At 65.8% G+C, this 25,234-nt stretch carries 21 protein-coding genes (1 of these 21 only partly in view); 17 read left to right on the top strand and 4 right to left on the bottom strand.

Annotation, left to right across the window (positions count from 1 at the left end; genetic code table 11):
• The 4 genes in view from H7H34_RS19435 to H7H34_RS19420 are tightly spaced (at most 16 nt apart) and all read left to right on the top strand, a layout consistent with a single transcriptional unit that may run on beyond the window.
• Positions 1-394 carry the 3' portion of a CbiQ family ECF transporter T component gene (locus H7H34_RS19435; protein ID WP_185926158.1) on the top strand. It extends 254 nt beyond the left edge of the window, so the window shows 394 of its 648 coding nt (coding positions 255-648); the start codon falls outside the window, past its left edge; it ends in the stop codon at positions 392-394.
• On the top strand, positions 391-951 hold the full coding sequence (locus tag H7H34_RS19430; RefSeq protein WP_120269721.1) for a biotin transporter BioY: 561 nt from the start codon (positions 391-393) through the stop codon (positions 949-951). Before H7H34_RS19435 ends, H7H34_RS19430 begins: the two co-directional genes overlap by 4 nt.
• 16 nt (positions 952-967) lie before the next feature.
• Positions 968-2,416, top strand: a complete 1,449-nt coding sequence (locus H7H34_RS19425; RefSeq protein ID WP_185926157.1) for an AMP-binding protein — start codon at positions 968-970, stop codon at positions 2,414-2,416.
• Positions 2,385-3,515 carry a thiolase family protein gene (locus tag H7H34_RS19420; RefSeq protein ID WP_185926156.1) on the top strand — a complete coding sequence of 377 codons (1,131 nt, stop codon included), beginning with the start codon at positions 2,385-2,387 and terminating at the stop codon, positions 3,513-3,515. The genes H7H34_RS19425 and H7H34_RS19420 overlap by 32 nt, the downstream gene beginning before the upstream one ends.
• Here the strand turns inward: H7H34_RS19420 and H7H34_RS19415 are convergent.
• From H7H34_RS19415 to H7H34_RS19405, 3 genes are read right to left on the bottom strand one after another with little or no spacing between them, the layout of a single operon-like run.
• Positions 3,512-5,188 carry a CRTAC1 family protein gene (locus H7H34_RS19415; protein ID WP_245165130.1) on the bottom strand — a complete coding sequence of 559 codons (1,677 nt, stop codon included), beginning with the start codon at positions 5,186-5,188 and terminating at the stop codon, positions 3,512-3,514. The genes H7H34_RS19420 and H7H34_RS19415 overlap by 4 nt on opposite strands.
• Positions 5,185-6,609: a di-heme oxidoredictase family protein gene (locus H7H34_RS19410; RefSeq protein ID WP_185926155.1), complete on the bottom strand. Its 1,425-nt coding sequence runs from the start codon at positions 6,607-6,609 to the stop codon at positions 5,185-5,187. Before H7H34_RS19410 ends, H7H34_RS19415 begins: the two co-directional genes overlap by 4 nt.
• A gap of 5 nt (positions 6,610-6,614) precedes the next feature.
• Positions 6,615-7,862: an ROK family transcriptional regulator gene (locus tag H7H34_RS19405; RefSeq protein ID WP_185926154.1), complete on the bottom strand. Its 1,248-nt coding sequence runs from the start codon at positions 7,860-7,862 to the stop codon at positions 6,615-6,617.
• Positions 7,863-8,166: 304 nt separating this feature from the next.
• On the opposite strand from H7H34_RS19405, the gene xylF reads away from it, so the two are divergent.
• The 6 genes from xylF to H7H34_RS19375 all read left to right on the top strand — a co-directional run bounded on the left by xylF (position 8,167) and on the right by H7H34_RS19375 (position 15,552).
• Positions 8,167-9,201 carry a D-xylose ABC transporter substrate-binding protein gene (gene xylF, locus H7H34_RS19400; protein ID WP_185926153.1) on the top strand — a complete coding sequence of 345 codons (1,035 nt, stop codon included), beginning with the start codon at positions 8,167-8,169 and terminating at the stop codon, positions 9,199-9,201.
• Between the two features lie 122 nt (positions 9,202-9,323).
• On the top strand, positions 9,324-10,619 hold the full coding sequence (locus H7H34_RS19395; protein WP_120269716.1) for a sugar ABC transporter permease: 1,296 nt from the start codon (positions 9,324-9,326) through the stop codon (positions 10,617-10,619).
• Positions 10,620-10,622: 3 nt separating this feature from the next.
• Positions 10,623-11,408, top strand: a complete 786-nt coding sequence (locus H7H34_RS19390; RefSeq protein WP_209006262.1) for an ATP-binding cassette domain-containing protein — start codon at positions 10,623-10,625, stop codon at positions 11,406-11,408.
• Between the two features lie 83 nt (positions 11,409-11,491).
• Positions 11,492-12,247: a trehalose-phosphatase gene (gene otsB / locus H7H34_RS19385; RefSeq protein WP_199681299.1), complete on the top strand. Its 756-nt coding sequence runs from the start codon at positions 11,492-11,494 to the stop codon at positions 12,245-12,247.
• On the top strand, positions 12,244-14,040 hold the full coding sequence (locus tag H7H34_RS19380; protein WP_185926152.1) for a glycoside hydrolase family 15 protein: 1,797 nt from the start codon (positions 12,244-12,246) through the stop codon (positions 14,038-14,040). Before otsB ends, H7H34_RS19380 begins: the two co-directional genes overlap by 4 nt.
• 129 nt (positions 14,041-14,169) lie before the next feature.
• Positions 14,170-15,552, top strand: coding sequence for an alpha,alpha-trehalose-phosphate synthase (UDP-forming) (locus tag H7H34_RS19375; protein WP_185926151.1), 1,383 nt, complete (start codon positions 14,170-14,172; stop codon positions 15,550-15,552).
• 72 nt (positions 15,553-15,624) lie between these two features.
• On the opposite strand, the gene hppD is transcribed toward H7H34_RS19375, so the two are convergent.
• Entirely contained in the window at positions 15,625-16,737 is a 1,113-nt protein-coding gene (gene hppD / locus H7H34_RS19370; RefSeq protein ID WP_120269711.1) for a 4-hydroxyphenylpyruvate dioxygenase, read from the bottom strand.
• A 129-nt stretch (positions 16,738-16,866) separates the two neighbouring features.
• On the opposite strand from hppD, the gene H7H34_RS19365 reads away from it, so the two are divergent.
• The 7 genes from H7H34_RS19365 (at position 16,867) to H7H34_RS19335 (ending at position 25,231) form a co-directional block, all read left to right on the top strand.
• Positions 16,867-17,331, top strand: a complete 465-nt coding sequence (locus tag H7H34_RS19365; RefSeq protein WP_120269710.1) for an Lrp/AsnC family transcriptional regulator — start codon at positions 16,867-16,869, stop codon at positions 17,329-17,331.
• A 112-nt stretch (positions 17,332-17,443) separates the two neighbouring features.
• On the top strand, positions 17,444-18,214 hold the full coding sequence (locus H7H34_RS19360) for a tellurite resistance TerB family protein (protein WP_185926150.1): 771 nt from the start codon (positions 17,444-17,446) through the stop codon (positions 18,212-18,214).
• A gap of 105 nt (positions 18,215-18,319) precedes the next feature.
• Entirely contained in the window at positions 18,320-19,927 is a 1,608-nt protein-coding gene (locus H7H34_RS19355; RefSeq protein ID WP_185926149.1) for a GMC family oxidoreductase, read from the top strand.
• Positions 19,928-20,003: 76 nt separating this feature from the next.
• On the top strand, positions 20,004-21,806 hold the full coding sequence (locus tag H7H34_RS19350) for a sensor histidine kinase (protein ID WP_185926148.1): 1,803 nt from the start codon (positions 20,004-20,006) through the stop codon (positions 21,804-21,806).
• Between the two features lie 48 nt (positions 21,807-21,854).
• On the top strand, positions 21,855-23,210 hold the full coding sequence (locus H7H34_RS19345; RefSeq protein ID WP_185926147.1) for a sigma-54-dependent transcriptional regulator: 1,356 nt from the start codon (positions 21,855-21,857) through the stop codon (positions 23,208-23,210).
• Between the two features lie 241 nt (positions 23,211-23,451).
• Entirely contained in the window at positions 23,452-24,453 is a 1,002-nt protein-coding gene (locus H7H34_RS19340; protein WP_120269705.1) for a DctP family TRAP transporter solute-binding subunit, read from the top strand.
• A 157-nt stretch (positions 24,454-24,610) separates the two neighbouring features.
• Positions 24,611-25,231 carry a TRAP transporter small permease gene (locus H7H34_RS19335; protein WP_120269704.1) on the top strand — a complete coding sequence of 207 codons (621 nt, stop codon included), beginning with the start codon at positions 24,611-24,613 and terminating at the stop codon, positions 25,229-25,231.
• The last annotated feature ends 3 nt before the right edge of the window (positions 25,232-25,234 follow it).

Below are 25,234 nucleotides of genomic sequence, written 5' to 3'. Positions count from 1 at the left end.
GGAAGCGGGTGTCATCGTGGCCTTGCGTCTGGCGTCGCTGCTGTTGCTGGCAACTCTCATTACCTTGACCACCCGGCTCGACGACATGCTCGATACGTTGACGCCGGTCTTGCGGCCAGTCGCCTTGGTCGGTCTATCCGAGCGGCGGCTGGCACTGGCAATCGCGCTCGCCATTCGCTTCACGCCGATGCTGGTCGACGTGACACAGCAGCTCAACGAGGCCTATCGTGCGCGCTCCGGACGGAACGGGCATGTCAAACTTGTTGCGCCGCTCTGCATCCACGCCCTAAATGCCGCCGACCATGTCGCAGAAGCGCTTGCGGCCCGTGGCGGAGCGGATGGCTGCCCGCCGGAGAGGGCCGACGACCGGGAAGAGGGTAGGGCTGGACGATGACCGCCGATCGCTCGTTGGTGCATATCGCCATTCATGTGGCTGTGATCTCTGCGCTCGGGTACTACCTGCCCGCCTTCACCACGCCGATCACCGGCAGTGTTCCCATCACCGCCCAAACGCTCGGCATCATGTTGGCCGGCGTCATGCTGGGGCCGGTTCGGGGCGCGTTCGCCGTGCTTCTGTTTCTCCTCATCGTTGCGCTCGGCATGCCCGTCCTGTCGGGCGGACGCGGCGGCATCGGCGTGTTCTTTCTTCCTTCCGCCGGCTTCCTCATCGGTTTTCCGGTCGCTGCCTTCGTCTGCGGCTTGACCATGCAGCTGCTCCGCCATCGCCCGGTATTCCCTTCGGCACTGGCAGCATCGATGGTCGGGGGCATTCTGGCCCTCTACCCGTTCGGCATACTCGGCATTTCCCTTGTGGCGGGAAAGCCGCTCTGGGAGTCTGCCATCGGTGCGCTTGTCTTCGTTCCCGGCGATATCCTGAAGTGTTTCGGCACGGCGCTGGTCGCCAGCGCGATCGAGCGGGGTCGTCCGGATGCCATTTTCTCCCGGCAATAGACTGCTCGGGGGCGCAATGGCACATGTGGGAGCAACGCTGGAACGGTTAGCTGCTCAGGACCCAAACCGCACTGCCGTCAGCGACGGGCGACGGGCCCTCAATCGAGCAGAGCTTCTGGAGCTGGTAACGGCGTCCGAAGTTTTGCTTGCGCAAAAAGCGGCGGCGGACCGGGTGCTGGTGACGACGGGCGAAGCAGTCGAGGCGCTCGGCCGGCTCCTTGCTGCGGCTCGCAGCGGCCGGGCAGCCGTCGTTGTCGACCCTGCGCATCTGGAGCGGCATGGGAGCCGGCTTCGCCAGTCTATCGGGCCGCTCTTCGAAGACTGGACCGATATTTCTTTCGATAGCAGGGCTGTACCCGAGGAGGCGCCGAAGCCGATGGCGCCAGGGCCGAGCACGCCGTTCTATATCGGCCTGACGTCCGGTTCGACCGGCCAGTCCAAAGCCTTTCAACGGTCGCATCGGTCCTGGACGGAGAGCTTCCGTCTTGCGGACGAGGCGTTCGGCCTCGGCGCGGACGAGCGCGTTCTCGTACCTGGTGGCCTTGGCCATTCCCTGCATCTTTTCGGGGCGATCCATGGCCTGCATCGCGGCTGGCGGGTGGATGTCGTGCGCAGTTTTCAGCCTCTGGCCGTGCTGCGGCGGATGCAGGAGGCGATGAGTACGGTGCTGGTGACCACGCCGACGCAGTTGCGTCTGCTGGCAATTGCCGGCGACAGGGAAGGGCTGCGTCTTCATTGCCTGAGGCGGCTTCTCATCAGCGGCGCGAAGTGGCATGCACGAGACCGCGAACTGGTCGCCGCTGTTTTTCCGCAAGCCGAATGCCACGAGTTCTACGGCACGTCCGAGACCAGTTTCATCTCTCACAGAGGCCCGGCCGATCTGTATAGCGAGGGCGTCGGGCGCCCCTTTCCCGGAGTGGAGCTGGAGGTGCGCGGACAAGACGGCAAGGCGCTGCCTGTCGGCCAGGACGGGGAAGTCTGGGTTCGCAGTCCCTTGCTTTTCGACCGGTATGTGATGGGGGACGAGCCGATGACCCGGAGCGATGCAGGTTGGCTGACCCTGGGCGATCGGGGGCGCGTGGATGACGAGGGGCGGGTCTTTCTTGCCGGCCGCGGCGGGCGGATGATCGTGACGTCTGGCCTGAATGTGTTTGCCGAGGAAATCGAGACGGTGTTGCTCGAGTATCCGGGCATTGCCCAGGCGGCCGTTTTCGGTGTGCCCGACACATTGCGCGGCGCGCGGATTGTTGCGGCAGTTCAACTGGCGGACCCGGCACTGGCTCAGGCGGACCTGCGCCGCCACTGCCTTGCACGGCTGGAGCGAGCCAAGGTGCCGCGCAGCTTTCATGTCGCCGAGCACTGGCCGCTGACGCCTGGCGGAAAACCGGATCTTCAGACGATAGGAGCCTGGGTGCTGGAGCAGGAGGAAGCCGATGCCGGCGTTTCTGATCGCAGCAAAGCGTAGCGCCGTTGCGCCGATGGGCGGGGCGTTCGCGGCCCTTGAGGTCGATGCGCTCGCCGCGCCGGTGATGCGCGCCTGCCTATCGGCCGGGGGCGTAGATATCGTCGATGAGGTCATGGCCGGAAACGCCCTCTATGGCGGGGGCAATCCTGCCCGGCGGGTGGCCCTGCTGGCGGGGCTCCCGGACCGTGTTCCTGCCCTGACCCTTGACCGCCAATGCTGCTCCGGCCTGGATGCGATCATCCTGGCTGCGCGCATGGTGGAAGCCGGGGCCGCCGAGTGCGTGCTTGCCGGCGGTGTCGAGAGCTACTCGCGGGCGCCGCTGCGCATGCGCCGTCCGGCGACAAAAGATGAAGCGCCTGTGGCCTATGACCGGCCACCCTTCACCCCCTGGCCTGACCGTGATCCCGACATGCCGGAGGCCGCTGCCGGTCTTGCCGAGTTGCGGGAGGTTCATGAGGACTCACAGGCCGCCTTTGCTGTCGAGAGCCACGCTCTGGCGCGCGCAGCCGCCGAGGCAGGGCGGTTCGCAGGCGAGATCGTCGACGTTGCGGGGCTCTCCCACGACAGTTTCGCTCGCCGGCTGACGCTGGAGACCTGCCGCCGCTCCCGTCCGCTCGCCGGAAAGGCAGGGCATCGGGTGCTGGCAGCAACTGCCGCCGTTTCGGCGGACGCTGCGGCGTTTGCGCTGGTCGTGTCGCAGGATTGGCTGGACCGAAATCCATCCGTGCCTGCATGCTGGATCGTTGCCGGCGGGGCTGCGGGTGGGGATCCTTGCCTGCCGGGGCTCGCGCCGGTCGAGGCATCGCGAAAGGTGCTTTCCGCGGCAGGGATCGAAAGCGAAGGCCTTGCGGCCAGCGAAGTGATGGAGGCCTATGCGGTGCAGGCGATGGCCTGCATAGGGGATCTTGGCCTCGATCCGTCAACCGTCAACCGTGGGGGAGGAGCCCTTGCCCGGGGCCATCCCATCGGAGCTTCGGGTGCGATCCTCGCCGTGCGGCTGTTTCACGAATTGCTGCGCGAGCCTGCGGGCAGTTTCGGGCTTGCCGCCATTGCGAGCGCCGGCGGGCTCGGGTCCGCATTGCTGCTGCAGCGGGTCTAGTTGCCGGCCTCGCGCGGCGGATACCAGTAGCGGGCATTTTCCTCGCCGCGGTCGATCAGCACGAACTGATTGGCGAACACCCGGTAGCCATGGCTCCAGTCACCGTCGGGCCAGCGCACCCGGATGACGGCCCGCTCGGCTACGCCGAGCCCGACATGGACGAAACCGGCCTGGCCGGAGGCGTGGCCGCCGCCGATACCGATGTCGCGGGTGAGACTGCGAGCGCCGACGCGGATGCTCAGCTTCGCCCCCACGGCATTGCGGTTCACGCCATCCTGCGACAAGGCGATGGCGACCCAGTTGCCGAGCGGCTTCGGCCGCTGGCTGCCGTCGTCGCGGCCGAGATTGCGGAACAGGCTGACGGGCGCGGAGCGGTTCACGACGACAAGGTCGAGCAGTCCATCCATGTTGAAATCGGCAAGGCCGGCGCCACGTCCCCGCCGGTCGAGAGCGACGCCGGCGCGGGCGCCTTGCTCCGCAAAGCGACCGTCCCATTGCTGGATCAGCAGGTTGTCCGGGTCGAAGGCGGCAAAGTCCGGCATCGCCTCGACATTGCCCTTGGCGATGAACAGGTCCTGAAGCGTATCGTTGTTGACGTCCTGGAACTCCGCGTGCCAGCCGGTCGAGGGACGCATGTCCTCGCCAGTATAGGGGCGGTGCGCGGTCACGCCCTTGTCAAAAGCGATGTCGCGATAGATCGGCAGGAGATCGTCTCCCTCCTGGTCTATGGTCTGCAGCTTGGTGTCGCCCATGCTGGTGAGCGCATATTCCGGCAGCCCGTCGCCGTCGAGGTCCGTCGTGGCGATGCCCATTCCCCAGATCTTGAGATGGCGCCAGCCGTCGCTGCGGCGATAGGGGCGGGGCGGCCGGCCGGGCGGCAGGGCCCAGAGCTGCTCTTCTCCGCCACGATAATAGTGACGGTCGTTGGAGACGCGCAGCGCCGGTTCGCCGGAGCGGTTCCAGTCTGTGAACAGGAGCGAGAGGCTGCAATAGCCGGGTGTCAGGGCGAAGCTCTCGGAGTAATCCGGCGTCTCGCCGGCGCGCGGGCGATGGAGCGCATTGTCGTCGCAGGTTCCCCAGGGCGAACCCGGGGCGCTGCGGTCGACATAATTGCCGAAGGCGAGAGTGGGGAAGGCGAGGTCCTTCTCGAACACGGCGGCAAAACCCGTGGTCCAGCTACGCCCGCCATTGAAGGAGAAGCGGCGATTGGCTGGCTCGAAGCGGCACTCGCCGGTTCCGCGCAACAGCTGGTTCTCGCCGACCCGGAGCAGGGCCAGGTCCATCAGGCCGTCATTGTCGATGTCGAGCGGATAGGCGCCGGTCACCTGCTCCAGCAGGCGCTCGGGAAGGCCGGTGTCGACCCGCTCGAACGATAGCCTGCCGCCTGCGGGCGAGGTGTTGCGATAAAGGGCGGCCCGCCCTTCGCCGCCTGCAAGGAACAGGTCGGGCCGGCGGTCTCCGTCGCAGTCGAAGATCGCCGTGCCGCCGCCCACGAAATACTCCCAGGGGCCCGAATAGGTGTGCTCGATACCGGCCTGCCGCGCCTCTTCCGAAAAACGGGGCACCGGAGCGGGCGCATCCGTGGCATTCGCGTTGGCGGTGCCGGCGAGGAGGGCGAGGGTTGCGGCGGCAGCAGCAGAGAGTGCACGGTGCATCGGAGGATAGCCGGTCATTGCGCGATCTCCAGGCTCCGCAGGAATGCGATGATCGCCTCCCGGTCCTCGTCCGGCAGTGCCTCATAGGCCTTGCGTGCCGTGCGAGCTTCGCCGGCATGGGCGCGGATGACCTCGTCCAGGGAGGTCAGGTCGGCGCGGTGGCCGTAAGGAGCGGTGGAGCCGGCGCCCCAAAGCTCCGCAGTCAGGAAAACATCCCTGTCGACGAAGCGCTGTCCCAGAAGTTCGTTGCCGAGGGTCGGCTCTTGCGCGTCGGCGATCTTGTGACGCTTCAGGTCGCCGAACAGCGGAACGAGAATGTTGCCGTCCGCATCGCGCGGCAGGGCCTTCACGAAGTCGAGCTCGGCAAGGTCGATTTCGAGGGGGGCCTCGACATCCGCTTCCCGCAGTGTGCCGGCCGTCTCTCTCGGGCCGGGATCGCGGAAGACGGCAGACTTCAGAGGCAATGCCGGGATATGGCAGGACGCGCAGCCGGCGTCGGCAAAGAGGAGCTCTCCGCGTGTTGCCGCCTGTTGCCAGGCGGCCGGCAGGTCCGGCTTGCGGGTTGGCGCGGCAAGCGTCGCCTGCCACACGACAAGGGCGGTGACGTCGGCGGCGCCGATCTCGTCGGCGATCCCGTCCTCGTCGAAGTCCGTCGTTCCGGTCCATAGGGCGCCGAAGCGCTCCACCGGCTGGATACCATGGTGATGGTTGAGCGCATTCACCGTGAACTGCCGCAAGGAGCCGAAAACGCCTTTTTGCGAGAAGGGGCGCAGGACCAGATCGGCATCGATGCCTTCGATCCTCGACAGGTCCAGACCGCCGTCCGGATGGGCGGTGATCGTGCCGAAGGAAACGCCCTTGGTCTCGAGCTCGGCCGTCACGGTCGTGCCCTTCTGCCGGGCTTGTGCAAGTGCCGTGTCGCGCCGGGACTGCAGCTCGGCCGTCATCTCCCGGGCCAGAAGTTCGATCAACCCGGCGCCTTGGAGCGCCGGCGAGCCGCGTTCGTTGGAAAATTGCGGGTCGATCGTGTCGAAGTCGGCGCTCTCGAAGCCCTCGGACACGAAGACATTGGCGGTGAAGGATGCGCCTCCGCCTACGACCGGCTCATGGTGGCAGGACGAACAGGAACTGGCGTCGAGCCCTGCAAGCCGCTGGAAGCGCAGATGCACGGGACGTCGGCGTTTGGTCGGGATGATCGCCTGTGTGGCCATCGGCCGGCCGGCGCCTTCCTCGACCAGGAACTTGCCGATGAACAGGCGCTCGCCGTGATCGCGCAGTATCGCGATCCTCTCTTGCATGGGCAGGCGGGCAACGGCCTCAAGGTCGAGCGGCGTGCCGAGCACCCTTTCGCTCCAAGGCGGACTGTCCGCCGCCCGAGCCGGATCGCCGAGCGCCAGCATGGCGAGCAACGGGATCGCAGCATTCTTCCAGCAAGGCATGCGGCCTATCCTCCCTGTGCCTCCTTCTGGCTGCCATACCCGGTGTCGGAGAAAACCTCCGTGTCGAGGGCATGCAGCGCCCGCGCGACGGTGCCGCGCAGGATCAGATCCTCCTCCCAGGGGATCGCCTCGATTTCGACGCTGCCGCGCAGATCGGCCACCAGCGCTTCTTCCAGAGCTGCCCGCGCCGCCGTTTCCATGAGCGGATAGGCGTCGGCCGCTGCTCCCGTGACGACGATGCGCCGCGGGTCGAGTGTTGCGATCACCCTGGCGAAGGCATAGCCGAGCGCGGTGCCGCCGGCGTGAAAGGCATCGAGCGCTCCTGCTTCGCCTGCCCTGGCCGCAGAGATCAGCTCGCGGATCGTCTCGCGCCCGACCGGCAGGTGCGAGGGGGGCGTCTGCAGGTCGAGCCCTTTTGCGTGTCGCAGCAGGGCATAGTCGCCGAGATAGGCCTCCAGGCAGCCGCGACGCCCGCAGCGGCACAGGGAGCCGCCGGGAATGTGATTGGCATGACCGATTTCCGCCGCCGCGCCCGTTTCGCCGACGAACAGGCGATTGTTGACGAAGAGGCCCATGCCGACGCCGTAGTCGATGAAGATCACCGCGAAGGTGCCGCCGTAGCGCAGGGGATCCGTCCGGTGCAGCGCCTCGGCGATCATGTTGGTGTCGTTCGAGAGCAGGCAGGGCACGCCGAAGGCACGGGTGACGGGCCCGACCGCCTCGACATGCCGGACGGCGAAGGCCGGAGACCAGGCGACCGTACCGGCACTGTCGTCGACGACGCCTTGCGAGGCAAGGGCGATGATTGCCGGGGGCGGGCCTCCCAGTCCGTCGGTGAAGCTGCGCAGGCTGTCGATCAGGATCTGGCCGAACCCGTCGGCGGTGACGGAGGCGCTGTCGAAAGCGGCGGCGTCGCGCCCGACCAGCCGGCCGGCATAGTCCGCCAGCGCCATCTCGATCGTGTTGACCGAGAGCTTCACCGCAAGGACGCGGGCGGCGGTTCCGTCGAGCGTCAACAGGCTGCGGGGGCGGCCTCTTGCCCCTTTCTCGCGTTCCCGCTGGGCGTCGTCATCGACGCCGGCGACAAGTCCTTCGGCGATCAGATCGGAGGTGATCGAGGTGACGGTGGCCGGGCTGAGCTGGGTGACGCGGCCGAGATCGATGCGCGCCTGAGGGCCCTTCCTGCGCAGCGCCTGCAAGACAACCGAGCGGTTCTGGCGCCGTATCTGGTCGCGGTCAGCCTTCTGCGTCATGCCCATACCAAAACGTTCGTTTCCACCCCGACGGGAGCCGTGTCGTGCGCAAGGCATGGCCGTGGCCAGGGTTTACGCGCGCCGGGCGTTTTTGTCATGATCCCGGATCCTCGTCGAGAAACCATGTTGACAGGGGCTTTCGTTTGGAGCAACTTTTTTTCGGACGTCGAAAAAAATAAAATTACGCCGACGAACCAAAGCACGCATCCTTTGGCCGGGGAGGCACAGGCCGGGGACAGCTTGCCTGATACACGATCCTTCGTTCCGCATGGGAGGAGCGGGGATAAATCGGAGGAAAGACATCATGCGCAGATTCTACCCGCTTCTGGCCGGAGCGCTTCTCGTTTCCATCGCGCTGCCGATCCATGCGCAGGCGCAGGACATCACTGTCGGCGTCAGCTGGTCGAATTTCCAGGAAGAGCGCTGGAAGACGGACGAGGCCGCCATCAAGGGCGCGCTCGAGGCCGCCGGTGCCACCTATGTGTCCGCCGATGCCCAGTCTTCATCCGCCAAGCAGCTTTCGGATGTCGAGGCGCTGATTGCCCAGGGCGTCGATGCGCTGATCATTCTGGCACAGGATTCCCAGGCAATCGGGCCGGCCATCCAGGCGGCCGCGAACGAGGGCATTCCGGTCGTCGGCTATGACCGCTTGATCGAAGACAATCGCGCCTTCTACCTGACCTTCGACAATGTCGAGGTCGGCCGCATGCAGGCCCGCGAGGTCCTCAAACTGGCGCCGGAAGGCAACTATGTGATGATCAAGGGCTCGCCCACCGATCCCAATGCCGACTTCCTGCGCGGTGGTCAGCAGGAGGTGCTGCAGGCGGCAATCGATGGCGGCAAGATCAAGATCGTCGGCGAGGCCTACACGGACGGCTGGCTGCCCGCGAACGCACAGCGGAACATGGAGCAGATCCTGACCGCCAACAACAACAAGGTCGATGCGGTGGTTGCCTCGAACGACGGCACCGCCGGCGGTGTCGTGGCCGCGCTGACCGCACAGGGCATGGAAGGCATTCCGGTTTCCGGTCAGGACGGCGACCACGCCGCTCTCAACCGTGTGGCCAAGGGCACGCAGACCGTCTCCGTATGGAAGGACGCGCGAGAGCTGGGCAAGGTGGCCGGCGAAATCGCCGTTGCGCTTGCCAAGGGCGGAACGATGGACGGCGTCGAGGGGGCCGGCAAGTGGACCTCGCCCGCCGGCACCGAGCTGACGGCACGCTTCCTGGCGCCGATTCCCGTCACCCGTGACAACCTGTCGGTCGTGGTCGATGCAGGCTGGATCACCAAGGATGCCCTGTGCCAGGGCGTCAGCGGCGGCCCGGCTCCCTGCAACTGAGCCAGTCCTTCAAGCGATGGCCCTGTCCCGGCCTTCTGTCGGGGCAGGGTGGCCGCTGATGGGTGACATCCGGCCGCGAGGGGGCGCGAGACGCGCGCCGCCCTCCAAGCGGGAGCTTTTCCATGTCTGAGACCGCAGTCACCGGACCGAAGGCACCGGCGAGCAGATCGTTCTTCTCAGCGCTGCAGATCGATACGCGCCTGCTCGGCATGATCGGCGCGTTCGTCGTCCTGTGCCTCGTCTTCAATGTCTTTACCGGCGGCAATTTCCTGACGCCGCGCAACATCTTCAACCTGACGATCCAGACCGTGTCGGTCGCGATCATGGCGACGGGCATGGTGTTCGTCATCGTGACACGCCACATCGACCTGTCCGTCGGCTCCCTGCTTGCCACCGTTGCCGCAGTCATGGCGATGGTGCAGACGCAGGTCCTGCCGGTCGTCTTCGGCCTGGAACTCGGGCATCCCGCGATATGGATCCTGGCGATCCTGGCCGGCGTCGTCGTCGGCACGCTGATCGGTGCCTTCCAGGGCGTGCTGATCGGCTATCTCGGTATTCCCGCCTTCATCGTCACGCTTGGCGGCCTTCTGGTCTGGCGCAACGCGGCCTGGTTCATCACCGACGGCCAGACGATCGGCCCGCTGGACGAGCGGTTCACGATGATCGGCGGCATTGGCGGCACGCTGGGCGAGACGTGGTCCTGGGTCTTTGCCGGGCTGGCCGTTCTTGCCGCTCTTGCGCTCCAGTTTTCCTCGCGCCGACGCAAGGAACGCCACGGCTTTCCCGTCAAGCCGGTCTGGGCCGAGGTGACGCTGGGCGCCGTGATCGCCTGCGCCATTGTCGGCTTCATCGCCGTCCTCAACGCCTACGAAGTGCCGGCCCGCGTCCTGCGGCGCGACTTCGCGGCACGCGGCCTGGAAGTGCCGGAAGGGTACACGGCGGCTTACGGGCTGCCCTACTCGGTGCTGCTGCTGATCGTCGTCGCCGTGTGCATGACGGTGGTCGCGCGGCGCACGCGGCTCGGGCGCTACATTTTCGCGGCTGGCGGCAATCCGGATGCGGCCGAGCTGTCGGGCATCAACACGCGTCTGCTGACCGTCAAGATCTTCGCGATCATGGGCGGGCTGTGCGCGCTGTCGGCAGCCGTTGCCGCCGCCCGCCTCGGGTTTTCGACCAATGATATCGGTACGCTGGACGAACTGCGCGTCATTGCGGCGGCCGTCATCGGCGGAACGGCGCTGTCCGGCGGCATCGGGACGATCTACGGGGCCATTCTCGGCGCGCTGATCATGCAGTCGCTGCAATCGGGCATGGCCATGGTCGGTGTCGATGCGCCGCTGCAGAACATCGTCGTCGGCGTGGTGCTGGTCGTCGCGGTACTCGTCGACATCCTCTACCGCAAGCGCACGGGAGACTGAGCCATGGCAACTCCTCTCGTACAGATGCAGGACATCTGCATTTCCTTCGGCGGCGTGCATGCGGTCGACCATGTCAGCGTCGACCTGCATCCGGGGGAAGTGGTCGGGCTGCTGGGCCATAACGGCGCCGGCAAATCGACCCTGATCAAGATCCTGTCCGGCGCCTATCGCGCGGACAGCGGCGAAATCCTGATCGATGGCAAGCGCGCGACAATCAACAGCCCGCGCGATGCCCGCAACTACAATATCGAGACGATCTACCAGACACTGGCGCTTGCCGACAATCTGGACGCTGCCTCGAACCTGTTCCTCGGCCGCGAGATCGTCTCGTCGCTCGGCTTCGTCGACGACGACGCGATGGAGGCGGAGACCCGCAAGATCCTCAGCCGCCTCAATCCGAATTTCCGCAAGTTCAAGGCGCCGGTGAAAGCGTTGTCGGGCGGCCAGAGGCAGTCCGTCGCCATTGCCCGTGCGGTCTATTTCAACGCCCGTATCCTGATCATGGACGAGCCGACCGCCGCGCTCGGTGTCCAGGAGACCCAGATGGTCTCCGAGCTCATCAAGGAGCTGAAGAAGCAGGGGCTCGGCATCTTCCTGATCAGCCACGACATCCATGACGTGTTCGATCTGGCGGATCGGGTGGCGGTGATGAAGAACGGCAAGCTCGTCGGCACCGCCCGTACCCAGGATGTCACCAAGGACGAAGTGCTCGGGATGATCATCCTCGGCAAGTGTCCGGAGGGTGCAATCCCGGGTCCGGGCGCCTTCATGGATGTATCCGCTGCGTGATGCGGTGCGGCAAGACGACAGGAAGAAAGGCTTTTTCCGGGTCGGGACTTCTCATCGGGGGTGAGTTCCCTTAGGCTCTTGGCATGAACGCGCCACCGCCCGTGACAGACGACATCGCCCTGTTTCTCGATTTCGACGGAACGCTGGTCGAGATCGCAAGGACACCCGATGCGGTCGAGGCCAGCCGGGCGACCATTGCCTGCCTGGAAGGGCTCGTCGAGCATCTCGGAGGTGCTTTGGCGATCGTGAGCGGCCGTCCCATCCACGAGATCGACCATTATCTCGCACCTCTGCGGCTTCCCTGCGCCGGCCTGCACGGGCTGGAGACGCGGCTGCATCCCGATGAAGAGGTCGAGCGCGCGCCGGTCGGTCCCGAGATCGAGGCGCTGAAGGCGGCACTTTCCGGCAGCGGTCTCCTGGGGCGCGGCGTCTCCATCGAGGACAAGGGGCCGGCGATCGCCGTCCACTTCCGGATTGCACCCGATTGCGAGGATGCGGTGGTGGAGGTGATGCAGGCGGCGATTGCCGAACTGCCCGACCTGCATCTCGTTCGCGGCAAGATGGTGGTGGAGGCAAAGCCGGCTTATCGCGACAAGGGATGGGCGGTTGGGACCTTCATGGATCTTTCTCCGTTTCGCGGGCGCACTCCGGTGTTTGTCGGCGACGATGTGACGGACGAGGACGGCATCCGCGCGGCCGAGGCCGTCGGCGGTTTCGGGGTCAAGGTGGGAACCGCCGAGAGCCTTGCCCGTTTTCGTGTCAGCGACGTGAAAGGCGTTCGCGACTGGCTGGCGCTCGGCCTGCCGGCAAAGGCACAGGCAAGGACACGACATCCATGACGCTCGACCGCAAGGCTTCCCTCGACCTCGCCCTGATCGGCAACTGCTCGATTGCGGCGCTGGTCGACAGGATGGCGCGGGTGGTCTGGCTGTGCCTGCCGCGCTTCGACGGCGATCCGGTCTTTCACGGGCTGCTGGGCACCTGCAGCGACGAGCGCGATGGATTGTTCGCCATCGAGCTGGAGAATGCCTGCCGCAGCGAGCAGGCGTATCAGGAGAACACCGCCGTCGTGGTGACGCGCATCTTCGACGATGCCGGCAATGCCATCGAGATCACCGACTTCGCTCCGCGCTTCCAGACCAAGGGGAGGATGTTCCGGCCGACCGCTTTTGTGCGCCGGGTCCGGCCGCTTTCGGGCCACCCCAGGATCCGGGTGCGCTGCCGTCCGCGGTTCGACTACGGCGCGCGCGCGCCGGAAGTGACCTACGGCTCCAACCACATGCGTTTCGTCGGCAACGGGCAGACCGTCCGCCTGACGACCAATGCCTCGATCACCTATGTGCGCGACGAGACGCCGTTCCTGCTCGACGGGCCGGTGTCGTTCTATTTCGGTCCCGACGAAAGCCTGACCCATCATCCCGAGACGCTGTGCCGCGAGTTCGAGGAAGAGACGGTGCTGCACTGGCGGCTCTGGACCCGGCGCCTCGGCCTGCCTCTCGATTACCAGGAAGCGGTCATCCGGGCCGCGATCACGCTGAAGCTGTGCACCTACGAGGAAACGGGCGCGATCATCGCTGCGGTGACGACCTCGATCCCGGAAGCGGCCAACAGCGGGCGCAACTGGGACTATCGCTATTGCTGGCTGCGCGATGCCTTCTTCGTAGTGCGGGCTCTCAACTCGCTCTCCGAGATGGAGACGATGGAGAACTACCTCCGCTACATCAACAATATCGCGTCGATGACCGGCAGCGGGCACGTGCAGCCGCTCTACGGGATCGCACTGGAAGACCGCTTGATCGAGACGACGGTGGACCTGCCGGGCTATCGCGACATGGGGCCGGTCCGGGTCGGCAATCAGGCGTACGAGCATTTCCAGCACGACGTCTACGGCAACATCGTGCTCGGCGCCTCGCAAGCCTTCTTCGACAAGCGGCTTCTGCGACAACCCGGCGTCGATGATTTCGAGCGGCTGGAGGTGATCGGCGAGCGCGCCTTCGCCATGCACGACCAGCCCGATGCGGGCTTGTGGGAGTTGCGCACCCGTGCCCGCGTTCACACCTCGTCGTCGCTGATGTGCTGGGCGGCCTGCGACCGGCTCGCCAAGATCGCGCATCAGTTCGGCCGGCGGGAGCGGGCTCTCTTGTGGCAGGACCGCGCGGACACGATCCGTTCGGTGATCCTGTCGCGGGGATGGAATGCCGAGACCAATGCCTTCGTCGAGAGCTTCGAGGGACGCGATCTCGACGCCAGCCTCCTGCTGATCGCCGAGGTCGGGTTCATGTCGCCGCAGGATCCGCGCTTCATCGCGACGGTGGAGCGGATCGGCGAGACGCTGCGCCGCGGCAGGCATCTGTTCCGCTATCACGCGGCAGACGACTTCGGCGCGCCGGAGAACGCCTTCAACATCTGCACCTTCTGGTACATCGACGCGTTGGCGCGGATCGGCCGGAAGGAGGAGGCGCGCGACATCTACGAGACGATGCTGTCCTGCCGCAATCACGTGGGCCTGTTGTCCGAGGACACCGACCCTGTAACCGGCGAGATGTGGGGCAACTTCCCCCAGACCTATTCGATGGTCGGTATCATCAACGGCGCCATGCGGCTTTCGTCCGGATGGGAAAGTCTCGTCTGACCTGACGCTCGAGCTGGCTTGTGGGCCTTCGCGGCCTCGGCCAGACCACTTCATGTGTCCGTCGGATCCCGGTCCGCAGGCCGGGTCGGCTTGTGCCGGCGCGAATGGACACGCAAACCGGAGGAACCCATGTCCAGACTTGTCGTCGTCTCCAATCGTGTCGGACCGCTCAAGGATACGGGGCGGGCGGGCGGTCTGGCAGTGGCGCTTGTCGATGCCCTGACGGAGATGGGGGGACTGTGGTTCGGCTGGAGCGGGGAAGTCTCCGAGGAAGGCACCTTCGGCAACATCAAGCACGGGGGCGGCACCCGCAAGGTGGCGATGGCGACGGTCGACATGACCCAGGCCGATTACGACGAGTTCTATGCCGGCTACGCCAACCGCACGCTCTGGCCGGTCCTGCACTATCGCCTGGACCTTGCGGATTTCGACAGACGCTTCGAGGAAGGCTATCGGCGGGTCAACGAACGCTTCGCGACGCGGCTGCGCCCGCTGCTGCAGGCCGACGACATCATCTGGGTGCACGACTACCATTTTCTCGCCTTTGCCGCGGAGTTGCGGGCGATGGAGGTCGGCAATCCGATCGGCTTTTTCTTGCACATTCCGTTCCCGGCGCCGGAGGTGCTCGCCGGTCTGCCGAATGCGGAGCGGCTGGTGCGGCGCATGCTTGCCTACGACGTTCTCGGCTTCCAGACTCGCAGGGATGCCGCGAATTTCCGCCGGTTCGCCGTGGAGGAACTAGGGGCCGTCGAACGCGACGGCGAGACGCTGGACATCGCCGGCGGCACGGTTGTCGCGCGTGCCTTTCCCATCGGGATCGACGCAGCGGGGTTCGCCCGGCAGGCAACGACGCCGGAGGCGCGCCGCAATACGGCGCGCACCGAGAAACTGCTCGCGGGGCGGCAACAGATCATCGGGGTCGACCGTATCGACTATTCGAAGGGCCTGCCGGAGCGCTTCCGGGCCTTCGGCCGGCTTCTGGAGGACTATCCGGAGAACCGGGGCAGGGTGAGCCTGATGCAGGTCGCTCCGCCCTCTCGGGCCGAACTCGATGCCTATGCGGAAATCCGGCGGGAACTCGAGGAACTGACCGGAAACATCAACGGTCGCTTCGCCGATCTCGACTGGACACCCATTCGCTACATGACCCGCTCCTTTACCCGGCGGGCGCTTGCCGGGATCTATCGTGCCAGCCGGGTGGCGCTGGTCACGCCGCTTCGCGACGGCATGAACCTTGTCGCGAAGGAATATGTCGCAGCGCAGCGGGCGGAAGATCCCGGTGTGGTGGTGCTGTCGCGCTTTGCGGGGGCGGCCGAAGGCATGCCGGAGGCACTGATCGTCAATCCGCATTCGGCGGAAGGCGTCGCGTCGAGCCTGCAGGTCGCGCTCAACATGCCGCTCGACGAGCGCCGTTCGCGCTGGCAGGCAATCTTCGACCGGATCTGCCAGAACGATGCCGCCTCCTGGGCGGGAGCTTTTCTCGACGCCCTGCGCGGCCGCGGGGCAGGCTGAGGACCCTGGCGGCCTTACAAAAAAGGGGAGCGGCCGGGCCGCTCCCCTTGTTTCTTTCGATCCGGCCGCGCGTTATTCGGCTGCGTCGGCCTTGATCACGCCGCGGCGGATCTGGTCTTCCTCGATGGATTCGAAGAGTGCTCGGAAGTTGCCTTCGCCGAAGCCCTCGTCGCCCTTGCGCTGGATGAACTCGAAGAAGATCGGCCCGATGACGGTCTTGGAGAAGATCTGCAGCAGGATCTTGGTCGTCCCGCCGTTCACCACGCCCTCGCCGTCGATCAGGATGCCATGCTTCTTCATCCGCTCGATGGGCTCGTCATGGCCGTGCACACGCTCGCGTGACATCTCGTAATAGGTGTCCGGCGGGCCGGGCATGAACTTCAGCCCGTTGTCCGACAGCAGGTCGGTGGCGTCGTAGATGTTGTCCGTGCCGACCGCGATGTGCTGGATGCCTTCGCCTTTGTACTTGCGCAGGTATTCGGCGATCTGGCTGGTGTCGTCCTTCGACTCGTTCAGCGGGATGCGAATCTTGCCGCAGGGCGAGGTGATCGCCCGGCTGACGAGGCCGGTAATGCGGCCGTCGATGTCGAAGAAGTGGATCTGCTTGAAGCCGAACAGGTCGCGGTAGAAGTCCCACCACTTGTCCATGTTGCCGCGATAGACGTTGTGGGTCAGGTGGTCGAGGTAATAGAAGCCGACCCCTGCCGGACGCGGGTCGCGTTCCCCGAGCCATTCGAACTCGTCGTCATAGGCCGAGCCCTTGGCGCCGTAGGTCTCGACGAAATACAGCAGCGAGCCGCCGATGCCGACGATGGCAGGGACGTCGAGTGCCTTGTCGTCGCCGTGATAGGGCGTCGCCCCCATCTTCACCGCATGCTCGAACGCGTGACGGGCATCGACCACGCGCCAGGCCATCGAGGGCGCGCAGGGACCGTGCTCCTCGACGAAGCGCATGGCATGCGAGCCGGGCTCGGCATTCAGCACATAGGTGATGTCGCCCTGGCGGTAGAGGGTGATCGCCTTCGTCTTGTGCCGGGCGACGGGCACATAGCCCATACGGCGGAACAGGGCGTCGAGCTTTTCCGGCTCGGGATGGGAAAACTCGACGAACTCGAAGCCGTCCGTGCCGGCCGGGTTGTTCTCGTCGATCTTGGCGGGCGGTGCGTCGTGCGGAAACGGTCCCATGCTGTCCTCCTCTGGAAAGCGAAACTTCGCACAGTATGCGCCCCGTTCGATGCAAGGTGCGTGCATTCTGGGTGCGCAATGGGCTATCAATGCACGAAACGTGCATAATCAAGATAGAGTGCGCACAAGATGACGGATCTTGACCCTTTCGACATTCGCCTGCTTGCAAGCCTTCAGGATGATGCGGCGGTCACCAACCAGCAGCTCGGCGAGCGGATCGGGCTGTCCGCCTCGCAGGTTTCGCGGCGGCGACAGAGGTTGGAGGAGGAGGGTGTCATCCGCCGTTACCGGGCCGATGTCGATGCCGCGGCCGTGGGTTTCAGCGTCGTTGCCTTCGTCGGCGTCGCGCTCAATGCCCATAGCCGCCAGAACGCCCGCCGTTTCCGCGATCTGGTGCGGGCCTTGCCCGAGGTTCAGGAGGCGCATGTGCTGACCGGCGACATGGATTACATGCTGAAGGTAGCGGTCGCGGACCTGGCGGCGCTGTCGCGCTTCATCAATGACGAGTTGCTGCCGCATGAAGCGGTGCGCAACGTCCGCTCCTCCATCGCCATGGAGACGCTGAAGGACGACAACCGTCTGCCTTTTGCCTGAGCAGGTGGTCCGATGCTTGCAGTCGCGCCTTTCGCTTCCCATCTCCAGACGTGAATGCTCCGGGTACGCCCCGGGCTGCCGCCAATCGTCTAGGGACCGGAGACAGACAACGATGTTCGATGCACGCAAGCTGCTTGAGGAGTTCATGGGCCAGGGCGGTTCCTCGGCAGGCTCCAGGCGAAGCGGATCCGGTGGGGGCGGCGCGGGCGACCTTCTGGCGCGCGGGCAGGACTATCTGCGCTCCTCCGGCTCAGGCGGAATTGCGGGCGGCGCGCTGGCCGGCGGCCTTGCAGGCCTGCTGCTCGGCACCAAGAGCGGCCGCAAGATCGGCAAGAAGGCACTGACATACGGCGGCATGGCGCTGGTTGCCGGCCTCGCCTACAAGGCCTATCGCGATTATCGCGGCGATGGGGGCGCTTCCGCTCCTGCACAGACGGCTCCGGATGTTGCCTCCTCGTCCGCTCCGGTGCTGCCTCCTCCCTCCGATTCTCCCTTCTCTCCGGCGCGTCAGCCGGGTGGAGAAGAAGAGTTCGCTCTCGTGCTGCTGACAGCGATGATCTCGGCCGCCAAGGCGGATGGGCATATCGATGCCGACGAGCAGCGCAAGATCTTCGACAAGCTCGATACGTTAGATCTCGACAGCGAGGCCAAGGCCTTCGTGATGGATGAGCTGCGGGCGCCGCTGGATATCGACCGCGTGGTGAAGGGGGCGAAAAGCCCCGAGGCGGCGCTGGAGGTCTATGCGGCCTCGCGTCTCGCCATCGATCCCGATCATCCGGCAGAACGAGCCTATCTGCAGATGCTCGCCGCCCGTCTCGGGCTGGAGCCGGGCCTTGCCGAAGAGGTCGATCGCGCGGTTGCGGAGGCCGAAGCCTCCCTCTGACAAAGCCAGCGCCCGGCCGTTCCGGGCGCTGGGCTTTCCCTCCTTGCCATTGCCGGCGCCAGCGGGCATCGTTCCGCTCCACGCGGGCCAGGGCAGGGAGGAACCATGCGCGACCTGGGGGAATGGGATTACGTGATCGTCGGCGCGGGCTCGGCCGGCTGTGTGCTGGCCAATCGCCTTTCGGCCGATCCGCAGGTGAAGGTCCTGCTGCTCGAGGCGGGCGGCAAGGACGACTACGTCTGGATCCACATTCCCGTCGGCTACCTCTACTGCATGGGCAATCCCCGGACCGACTGGGGCTTCAAGACCGCGCCCGAGCCCGGCCTCAACGGCCGCTCGCTCTCCTATCCGCGCGGCCGGGTGCTCGGCGGCTGCTCCGCCATCAACGGCATGATCTACATGCGCGGCCAGGCGCGCGACTATGACGGCTGGCGCCAGATGGGGCTGGAGGGCTGGGGCTGGGACGACGTCCTGCCGCTGTTCCGCCGCGCCGAGGACCACTACGAGCTTTCCGACGACATGCACGGCCGGGGCGGCGAATGCCGCGTCGAGCAGCAGCGCTTATCCTGGGACATTCTCGATGCGGTGCGCGATGCCTGCGAGGAGGTCGGGATCCCGAAGATCGACGACTTCAACCGCGGCGACAATTTCGGCTCGTCCTATTTTCAGGTCACTCAGCGAGGCGGCGTCCGCTGGACGGCAGCAAAGGGGTTCCTGAAACCCGTTGCGGGCCGCCAGAACCTCAAGATCGTCACCGGTGCGCAGGTGACCCGGCTGACCGTTGCCGATGGACGGGTGAGCGGGGTCGAGCTGCGCGTCGACGGCGCCCCCGCACTGGCGAGGGTTGCCGGCGAGCTGGTGCTCTCGGCCGGGGCCATCGGCTCTCCGCAAATCCTGGAACTGTCGGGCATCGGCGATCCGGAGGTGCTTGCGCGCCAGGGCATCGACGTGGTCGGCGAAAGCCGGCAGGTGGGAAGCAACCTGCAGGACCACTTGCAGATCCGCACGATCTTCAAGGTCAGCGGGGCGGTCACCCTGAACCAGTTGGCCTCGAACCTTTTCGGCAAGGCGAAGATCGCGATGGAATACGCTCTGTCGCGCTCCGGGCCGATGTCGATGGCGCCCTCTCAGCTGGGTGTCTTTGCAAAGTCGGACCCGGCATTCGAGACCGCGAACATCGAGTATCATGTGCAGCCGCTGTCGCTCGACAAGTTCGGCGAGCCGCTCCACTCCTTCCCGGCGATCACCTTGAGTGTCTGCAACCTGCGGCCCGAGAGCCGGGGCAGCGTGCATGTCGCGAGCCGCGACCCGTTCGCGCATCCCGAGATCCGGCCGAACTACCTGTCGACGGCCGGCGACCGCAAGGTCGCGGCCGACAGCATCCGGCTGACGCGCCGGATCATGGCAACGGACAGGATGGTGCGCTTTTCGCCGGTCGAGCACCTGCCCGGTCCCCTGGTGCGCAGCGACGAGGACCTGGCGCGGGCGGCGGGTGACATCGGGACGACGATTTTTCATCCGGTCGGGACCTGCCGCATGGGGAGCGACGAGGCATCCGTCGTCGATGCGAGGCTCAGGTTGCGGGCCGTGGGCGGCATTCGTGTCGCGGACGCCTCCGTCATGCCGGCGATCACCTCCGGCAACACGGCCGTTCCGACCATGATGATTGCCGAAAAGGCCGCGGAGATGATTCGCGCGGACCGACGTGCCTGATCTTGCCTTTCCGCGATTTGTACCCGGCTGCCTGGCCCGCTAGGATCGCGCGAATGACGCTGGGGAAGACACGGTGATGACGACGCTTGCCAGACGGGCCAGCCGCAACGCGCTGCATATCATGGTGTTGTGCTGCGCCTTGCCGGTCACCGTGCTGATCGGGTGGGTGACGTGGGAAACGGCCTCGCGGCTGTTTGCCACCGAAGTGGCGACCAGGGCGCAGGCGCTTCTTTCCGTGCAGTCGGCAACGTTGGAGCGCCAGCTCGACAAGTTCCGCCTTCTGTCTCCCTTGCTGGCGCAGCGCCCCGATGTACGGGATATCATCCTGCGCCGGGACGCGAGGGGCGGCGAACGGGCGGCGGCGCTGGTCGCCGGCATGGCCGGAGCGCAGGAGGTCCTGTTCCTCGACGCCGCCGGCGGGTTGATCGCATCCAGTCACATGGCGCCGCGCCGTCCCGGCAGCACCCTGGAACAACTGCCGCTGGCGGAGGCCCAGCAAGGTCGCCTCGGCCGTACCTACCGGCGAGGCGATGGCCGCGAGCCGGGTAGCTACGTCTTTGCCTCGGCTGTCCGTTCCGGCAGTCTCGTGGTCGGCATTGTGGTCGTGCGCGTTAGCCTTGCCGAGATCGAGCAGGCCTGGGCGCTGAGCCCGGCGCCGATTATCGCAATCGACGAGATGGGCGAAATCGTTGCGACCAATCGCCCGTTGTGGCGCGGGGACAGGGCGAGCGAGCGGTTCGAAGTGCTTGGAGCTGCCGAAGTCCCGCGAACCGGAGACGGTGCGGCGGCCGCGGCAACCGAGGCCGAGTATGTGCGCTTCAATGGCGCGGCTGGTCGCGGGCCCTATCTGCGGATGGCGCGGACCTTGCCCGTGCTGGACTGGCAGGTCGCGGCGTTTGCCGATACGGGCGATGCCCGCTCGCAGAGCCAGAAGGTCGCGGCGATCGCCGTGCTGATCTGCCTGCTCGCCAGCGTGGTCGGCTGGGTGGCGGCCGACCGGCGCGTTGCCGTCCTGCGCCGGCTGCGCGAAGACAAGATCGCCGCGTCCCGATTGGAGCGGAAGGTGCGGCTGCGCACGCGCGATCTTTCGGAAGCGAATGCGCGGCTTGCGCGCGAGGTGAGCGAGCGAGAGGCCGCCGAAGCCGAGCTCAGGAACATGCAGGCCGACCTTGTGCAGGCGGCGAAGATGGCGACGCTCGGCCAAATGTCTGCCGCCCTGTCGCACGAGTTCAATCAGCCGCTGGCGGCGATCAGGTCCAATGCGGACAACGCCAAACAGTTCCTCGAACGCGACATGCGCGAGCGTGTGGGCAGTGCACTCGACCGCATCGTCCTGATGGTCGAGCGCATGGCGGAGATTTCGCGCGTGCTCAAGGGGTTCAGCCGCCGCGCGGGAACCGACCTGCGCCCCACCGCCCTCAAGCCGGTGATCGACGAGGCGATGATGCTGCTGTCGCCCCGGGTCAAGCAGGGCAGGGCACAGCTCGTCGTCACGCATCAGAATGGCCCGCTCTCCGTGGTCGGTGGCCATGTGCGGCTGGAGCAGGTGGTGCTCAACCTCGTCGCCAACGCGCTGGATGCTGTGGACGAGCGCGAGGACGGGCGGGTGATGCTGATCACCCGCAGCGAGGCGGGGCAGGCGGTCATCGAGGTGCATGACAATGGGCCCGGCATTTCTTCCGATCTCCTGCCGAAGGTGTTCGATCCGTTCTTCACCACCAAGGAAGTGGGCAAGGGGCTGGGCCTGGGGCTTTCGATCGCCTACAAGATCGTCCACGATTTTTCGGGCAGCCTGACCGTGCGCCACGCAGAGGGCGGCGGGGCCGTCTTCACGGTCCGGCTGCCGCTGGCCGAGGGGCTGAGCGATGCGGCAGAGTAGGGCACGGCTTGCCAGGCGGTGCGATGCCGGCGACATGACGGGAAGCTGATGGACAAGGCGACAGTGCTGCTCGTCGATGACGAGCCGGATCTGCGGGAGGCGCTCGCCGAAGGGCTGGAACTGGCCGGCCACAGCGTGGACACGTTCGAAGGCGCGTCCGGCGTCTTCGGGATGCTCGGTCGGGATTTCTACGGCGTGCTGGTCACCGACATCCGCATGCCGCAGACAGACGGTCTCGATCTCATGCGCAAGGCGCTGGAGATCGATCCGGCCCTGCCGGTCATTCTCATCACCGGCCATGGCGACGTGCCCCTCGCGGTTCAGGCGATGCGGGCCGGCGCCTATGATTTCATCGAAAAGCCGTTCCCGGTCAGCCGGCTGTCCACGGTGATCGAGAGGGCGCTGGAAAAGCGGCGCCTCGTTCTGGAGAACCGCCTGCTGCGCGAACAGCTCGCCAGCCGGACGGGGCTGGAGGGGCGGCTGGTTGGTCGCTCGGCCGTGATGGAGCGGCTACGCGGGCTTGTCGCGGCGCTGGCCGACACCGATGCGGATGTCCTGATCATCGGCGAGACCGGTGCCGGCAAGGAAGTGGTGGCTCGCGCCCTGCACGAGGAGGGGCACCGGCGCGATGGCCCCTTCGTCGCGCTGAACTGTGGTGGCCTGCCGGCCGAGATCATCGAATCCGAGCTTTTCGGCCACGAGAAGGGAGCCTTTACGGGGGCGGCGAACCAGCGCATCGGCAAGCTGGAGCATGCCCATGGCGGCACGGTGTTTCTCGACGAGATCGAGTCCATGCCTCTCGATCTTCAGGTGAAGCTGCTCAGGGTGATCGAGACCCGCACCATCGAGCGGCTCGGCTCCAACCGGACGATCCCTTTGGACGTGCGCTTCCTGGCAGCGACAAAGGACGATCTGGAGGCGGCCGGCAGCGCAGGCCGCTTCCGCAAGGACCTGTTCTACCGGCTGAATGTCGTCACGATCCAGATCCCGCCCTTGCGAGCGCGCAAGGAAGATATTCCTCTGCTCTTCCATCACCTCACCCGTGAGGCGCGGGCCCGCTACCGGCGGGAGATTCCCGATGTCTCGCCGGCCTTTGTCAGCGAGCTCATCGCACGCGACTGGCCTGGAAACGTCCGTGAACTGCGGAATGTTGCGGATCGGTTCGTGCTCGGTCTTGAACGGCCGGGCGGTACGGGCCTTGCCGGAAGTCCGAACGAAGCGACGGCCCTCTCCGAACGGGTTGCCGCCTATGAGCGGGCCGTGATCGCGGAAGAACTGGCCAAGAACGGCGGCAGCCTCAAGGCGACGTATGAGGGGCTGGGTCTGTCGCGCAAGGCGCTCTACGAAAAAATCCGCAAGTACGGTCTCGACCGCACGACCGCGGATGGCGAAATTCCCGGTTGAGCCCGCAGCGGATGTGTCGATCTCGACACATCTTGTCTGAATGATGTGTCGGTTCCTGCACATCCTGGGCTCACCAGCGAGAGGATGAGATCCTCTCCTGCCCGCAAATCAGGCGATCTGCCCGCCTGTCGGGCATCTGGCACGCATGTTGCTATATTGAAGGGGCGAATAAACCGGCACCTCTTGCCGGATCACCCGGCCGTGCGCCCTAGCGCGGCAAAACATGTCTGGGAGGACATCCATGAAAAAGTTCGCAACGGCAGCGGTCGCTGCCGCATGCCTTACCTTCGCCGCTCCGGCTCTTGCCGATTGCGACGACGGTGAGATGGTCATCAAGTTCAGCCACGTGGTTGCCGGCTCCGGCCATCCCAAGGGCGATGCCGCGACCCTGCTCGCCAAGCGCGTCAACGAGGAGATGAACGGCAAGGCCTGCATGCAGGTGTTCCCGAACTCGCAGCTCTTCGATGACGACAAGGTGATGGAAGCCCTGCTGCTCGGCGACGTGCAGCTCGCGGCGCCGTCCCTGTCGAAGTTCGAGGCCTACACGCTGAAGTACCGCCTCTTCGACCTGCCGTTCCTGTTCAACGACCTGTCGTCGATCGACCGCTTCGCGGCGAGCGAGCCCGGCAAGGAGCTGCTGAACTCCATGACGGACGTCGGCTTCGTCGGCCTTGGCTACTGGAGCTCGGGCATGAAGCAGTTCTCGGCCAACAAGCCGCTGCTGCTGCCGACCGATGCTGCCGGCCTGAAGTTCCGCATCCAGACCTCGGACGTTGCCGAGGCGATGATCGCCGCCATGGGCGCCAACGCCCAGAAGCTGGCCTTCAAGGAGGTCTACGGCGCGCTGCAGACCGGTGTCGTGGACGGTCAGGAGAACTCCTGGTCGAACATCTACACCCAGAAGTTCTTCGAGGTGCAGGACGGCATCACCGAGACGAACCACCAGCTGCTGGCCTACCTGCTCGTCACCTCCGACGAGTGGCTGAACGGCCTGGAGCCGGATGTGCGTGACCAGTTCCTGACCATCGTCAACGAGGTCACGCTTTCCGCCAATGCCGCCGTTGCCGGCCAGGAAGCCGAAAACCGCCAGAAGATCCTGGACGCTGGCAGCGAAATCCGGGTTCTGACCCCGGAGCAGCGCAAGGCCTGGGTCGATGCGATGAAGCCGGTCTGGGACAAGTTCCGCGGTGATATCGGTGAAGAGCTGATCGAGGCTGCTCAGGCTGCGAACAGCCCGAGCTGACATTGATACGAACCGCCCGCGGGCCTCTTGGTTCGCGGGCGGTTTGACCTGGCGGATCGCTCCCGGCAGTCGCGCAGAACGAGGGGCCATGCCCCTTGCGCCGACCGGTGGCCTTCCGAACCTCGTTCCCGACATAACAGATACATTGGGGGAAGCGATGCAACGCGTCGACAACTGGGTCACGCGCTTCGAGGAGAACGTGATCGCACTTCTGCTCGCGGCGATGACCATCGTGACCTTCACTCAGGTGGTTGCCCGCTACGGCTTCAACTCCGGCTGGACCGGAGCACTCGAACTCACCCGCATTCTCTTTGCCTGGCTGATCCTGTTCGGCATGAGCTACGGGGTGAAGATGGGCACGCATCTGGGCGTCGATGCGGTCATTCGCCTGTTCCCGGCGCCGATCTTCCGCATTCTTGCGATTTTCGGCGCTCTTTGCGGTGTGGCCTATGCGGTCATCCTGCTGCATTCCGACTGGCTGCAATGGTTCGGCATCAGCACGCGGGGCGGCGCCATCGACTACTGGTCGCGCATGCATCGCATCGGCATCGGCCTTGATGACCTGCGCTATCCGGAGCTGGTGCAGGAGATGTTCGGTACCCAGGAGCGCGTTCAGCGCTGGATCGCCTATCTGATCCTGCCCGTGGGACTGGCCCTCTTCGCATTCCGCTGCGCCCAGGCGGCCTGGCAGATCTTCACCGGCAAGCGCGAGATGATGATCGCAGCGCACGAAGCGGAAGAGCTCGTTGCCGAAAACAAAAACGTGCTGAAGGACTGATCC

Source organism: Stappia sp. 28M-7, from assembly GCF_014252955.1.
Taxonomy (GTDB): domain Bacteria; phylum Pseudomonadota; class Alphaproteobacteria; order Rhizobiales; family Stappiaceae; genus Stappia.
The sequence above is the reverse complement of the archived record's forward strand: the minus strand, read 5'-3'. Positions and strand labels throughout refer to the sequence as shown.

Excerpts from the sequence above, each read along its gene's own strand:
- H7H34_RS19350 (WP_185926148.1), top strand. The coding sequence starts at position 20,004 with ATGACGACGCTTGCCAGACGGGCCAGCCGCAACGCGCTGCATATCATG.
- H7H34_RS19360 (WP_185926150.1), top strand. The coding sequence starts at position 17,444 with ATGTTCGATGCACGCAAGCTGCTTGAGGAGTTCATGGGCCAGGGCGGT.
- hppD (WP_120269711.1), bottom strand. The coding sequence starts at position 16,737 with ATGGGACCGTTTCCGCACGACGCACCGCCCGCCAAGATCGACGAGAAC.
- H7H34_RS19405 (WP_185926154.1), bottom strand. The coding sequence starts at position 7,862 with ATGACGCAGAAGGCTGACCGCGACCAGATACGGCGCCAGAACCGCTCG.
- H7H34_RS19415 (WP_245165130.1), bottom strand. The coding sequence starts at position 5,188 with ATGACCGGCTATCCTCCGATGCACCGTGCACTCTCTGCTGCTGCCGCC.
- H7H34_RS19410 (WP_185926155.1), bottom strand. The coding sequence starts at position 6,609 with ATGCCTTGCTGGAAGAATGCTGCGATCCCGTTGCTCGCCATGCTGGCG.
- xylF (WP_185926153.1), top strand. The coding sequence starts at position 8,167 with ATGCGCAGATTCTACCCGCTTCTGGCCGGAGCGCTTCTCGTTTCCATC.
- H7H34_RS19365 (WP_120269710.1), top strand. The coding sequence starts at position 16,867 with ATGACGGATCTTGACCCTTTCGACATTCGCCTGCTTGCAAGCCTTCAG.
- H7H34_RS19425 (WP_185926157.1), top strand. The coding sequence starts at position 968 with ATGGCACATGTGGGAGCAACGCTGGAACGGTTAGCTGCTCAGGACCCA.
- H7H34_RS19390 (WP_209006262.1), top strand. The coding sequence starts at position 10,623 with ATGGCAACTCCTCTCGTACAGATGCAGGACATCTGCATTTCCTTCGGC.
- H7H34_RS19380 (WP_185926152.1), top strand. The coding sequence starts at position 12,244 with ATGACGCTCGACCGCAAGGCTTCCCTCGACCTCGCCCTGATCGGCAAC.
- H7H34_RS19420 (WP_185926156.1), top strand. The coding sequence starts at position 2,385 with ATGCCGGCGTTTCTGATCGCAGCAAAGCGTAGCGCCGTTGCGCCGATG.
- H7H34_RS19335 (WP_120269704.1), top strand. The coding sequence starts at position 24,611 with ATGCAACGCGTCGACAACTGGGTCACGCGCTTCGAGGAGAACGTGATC.
- otsB (WP_199681299.1), top strand. The coding sequence starts at position 11,492 with ATGAACGCGCCACCGCCCGTGACAGACGACATCGCCCTGTTTCTCGAT.
- H7H34_RS19355 (WP_185926149.1), top strand. The coding sequence starts at position 18,320 with ATGCGCGACCTGGGGGAATGGGATTACGTGATCGTCGGCGCGGGCTCG.
- H7H34_RS19375 (WP_185926151.1), top strand. The coding sequence starts at position 14,170 with ATGTCCAGACTTGTCGTCGTCTCCAATCGTGTCGGACCGCTCAAGGAT.
- H7H34_RS19395 (WP_120269716.1), top strand. The coding sequence starts at position 9,324 with ATGTCTGAGACCGCAGTCACCGGACCGAAGGCACCGGCGAGCAGATCG.
- H7H34_RS19430 (WP_120269721.1), top strand. The coding sequence starts at position 391 with ATGACCGCCGATCGCTCGTTGGTGCATATCGCCATTCATGTGGCTGTG.
- H7H34_RS19340 (WP_120269705.1), top strand. The coding sequence starts at position 23,452 with ATGAAAAAGTTCGCAACGGCAGCGGTCGCTGCCGCATGCCTTACCTTC.
- H7H34_RS19345 (WP_185926147.1), top strand. The coding sequence starts at position 21,855 with ATGGACAAGGCGACAGTGCTGCTCGTCGATGACGAGCCGGATCTGCGG.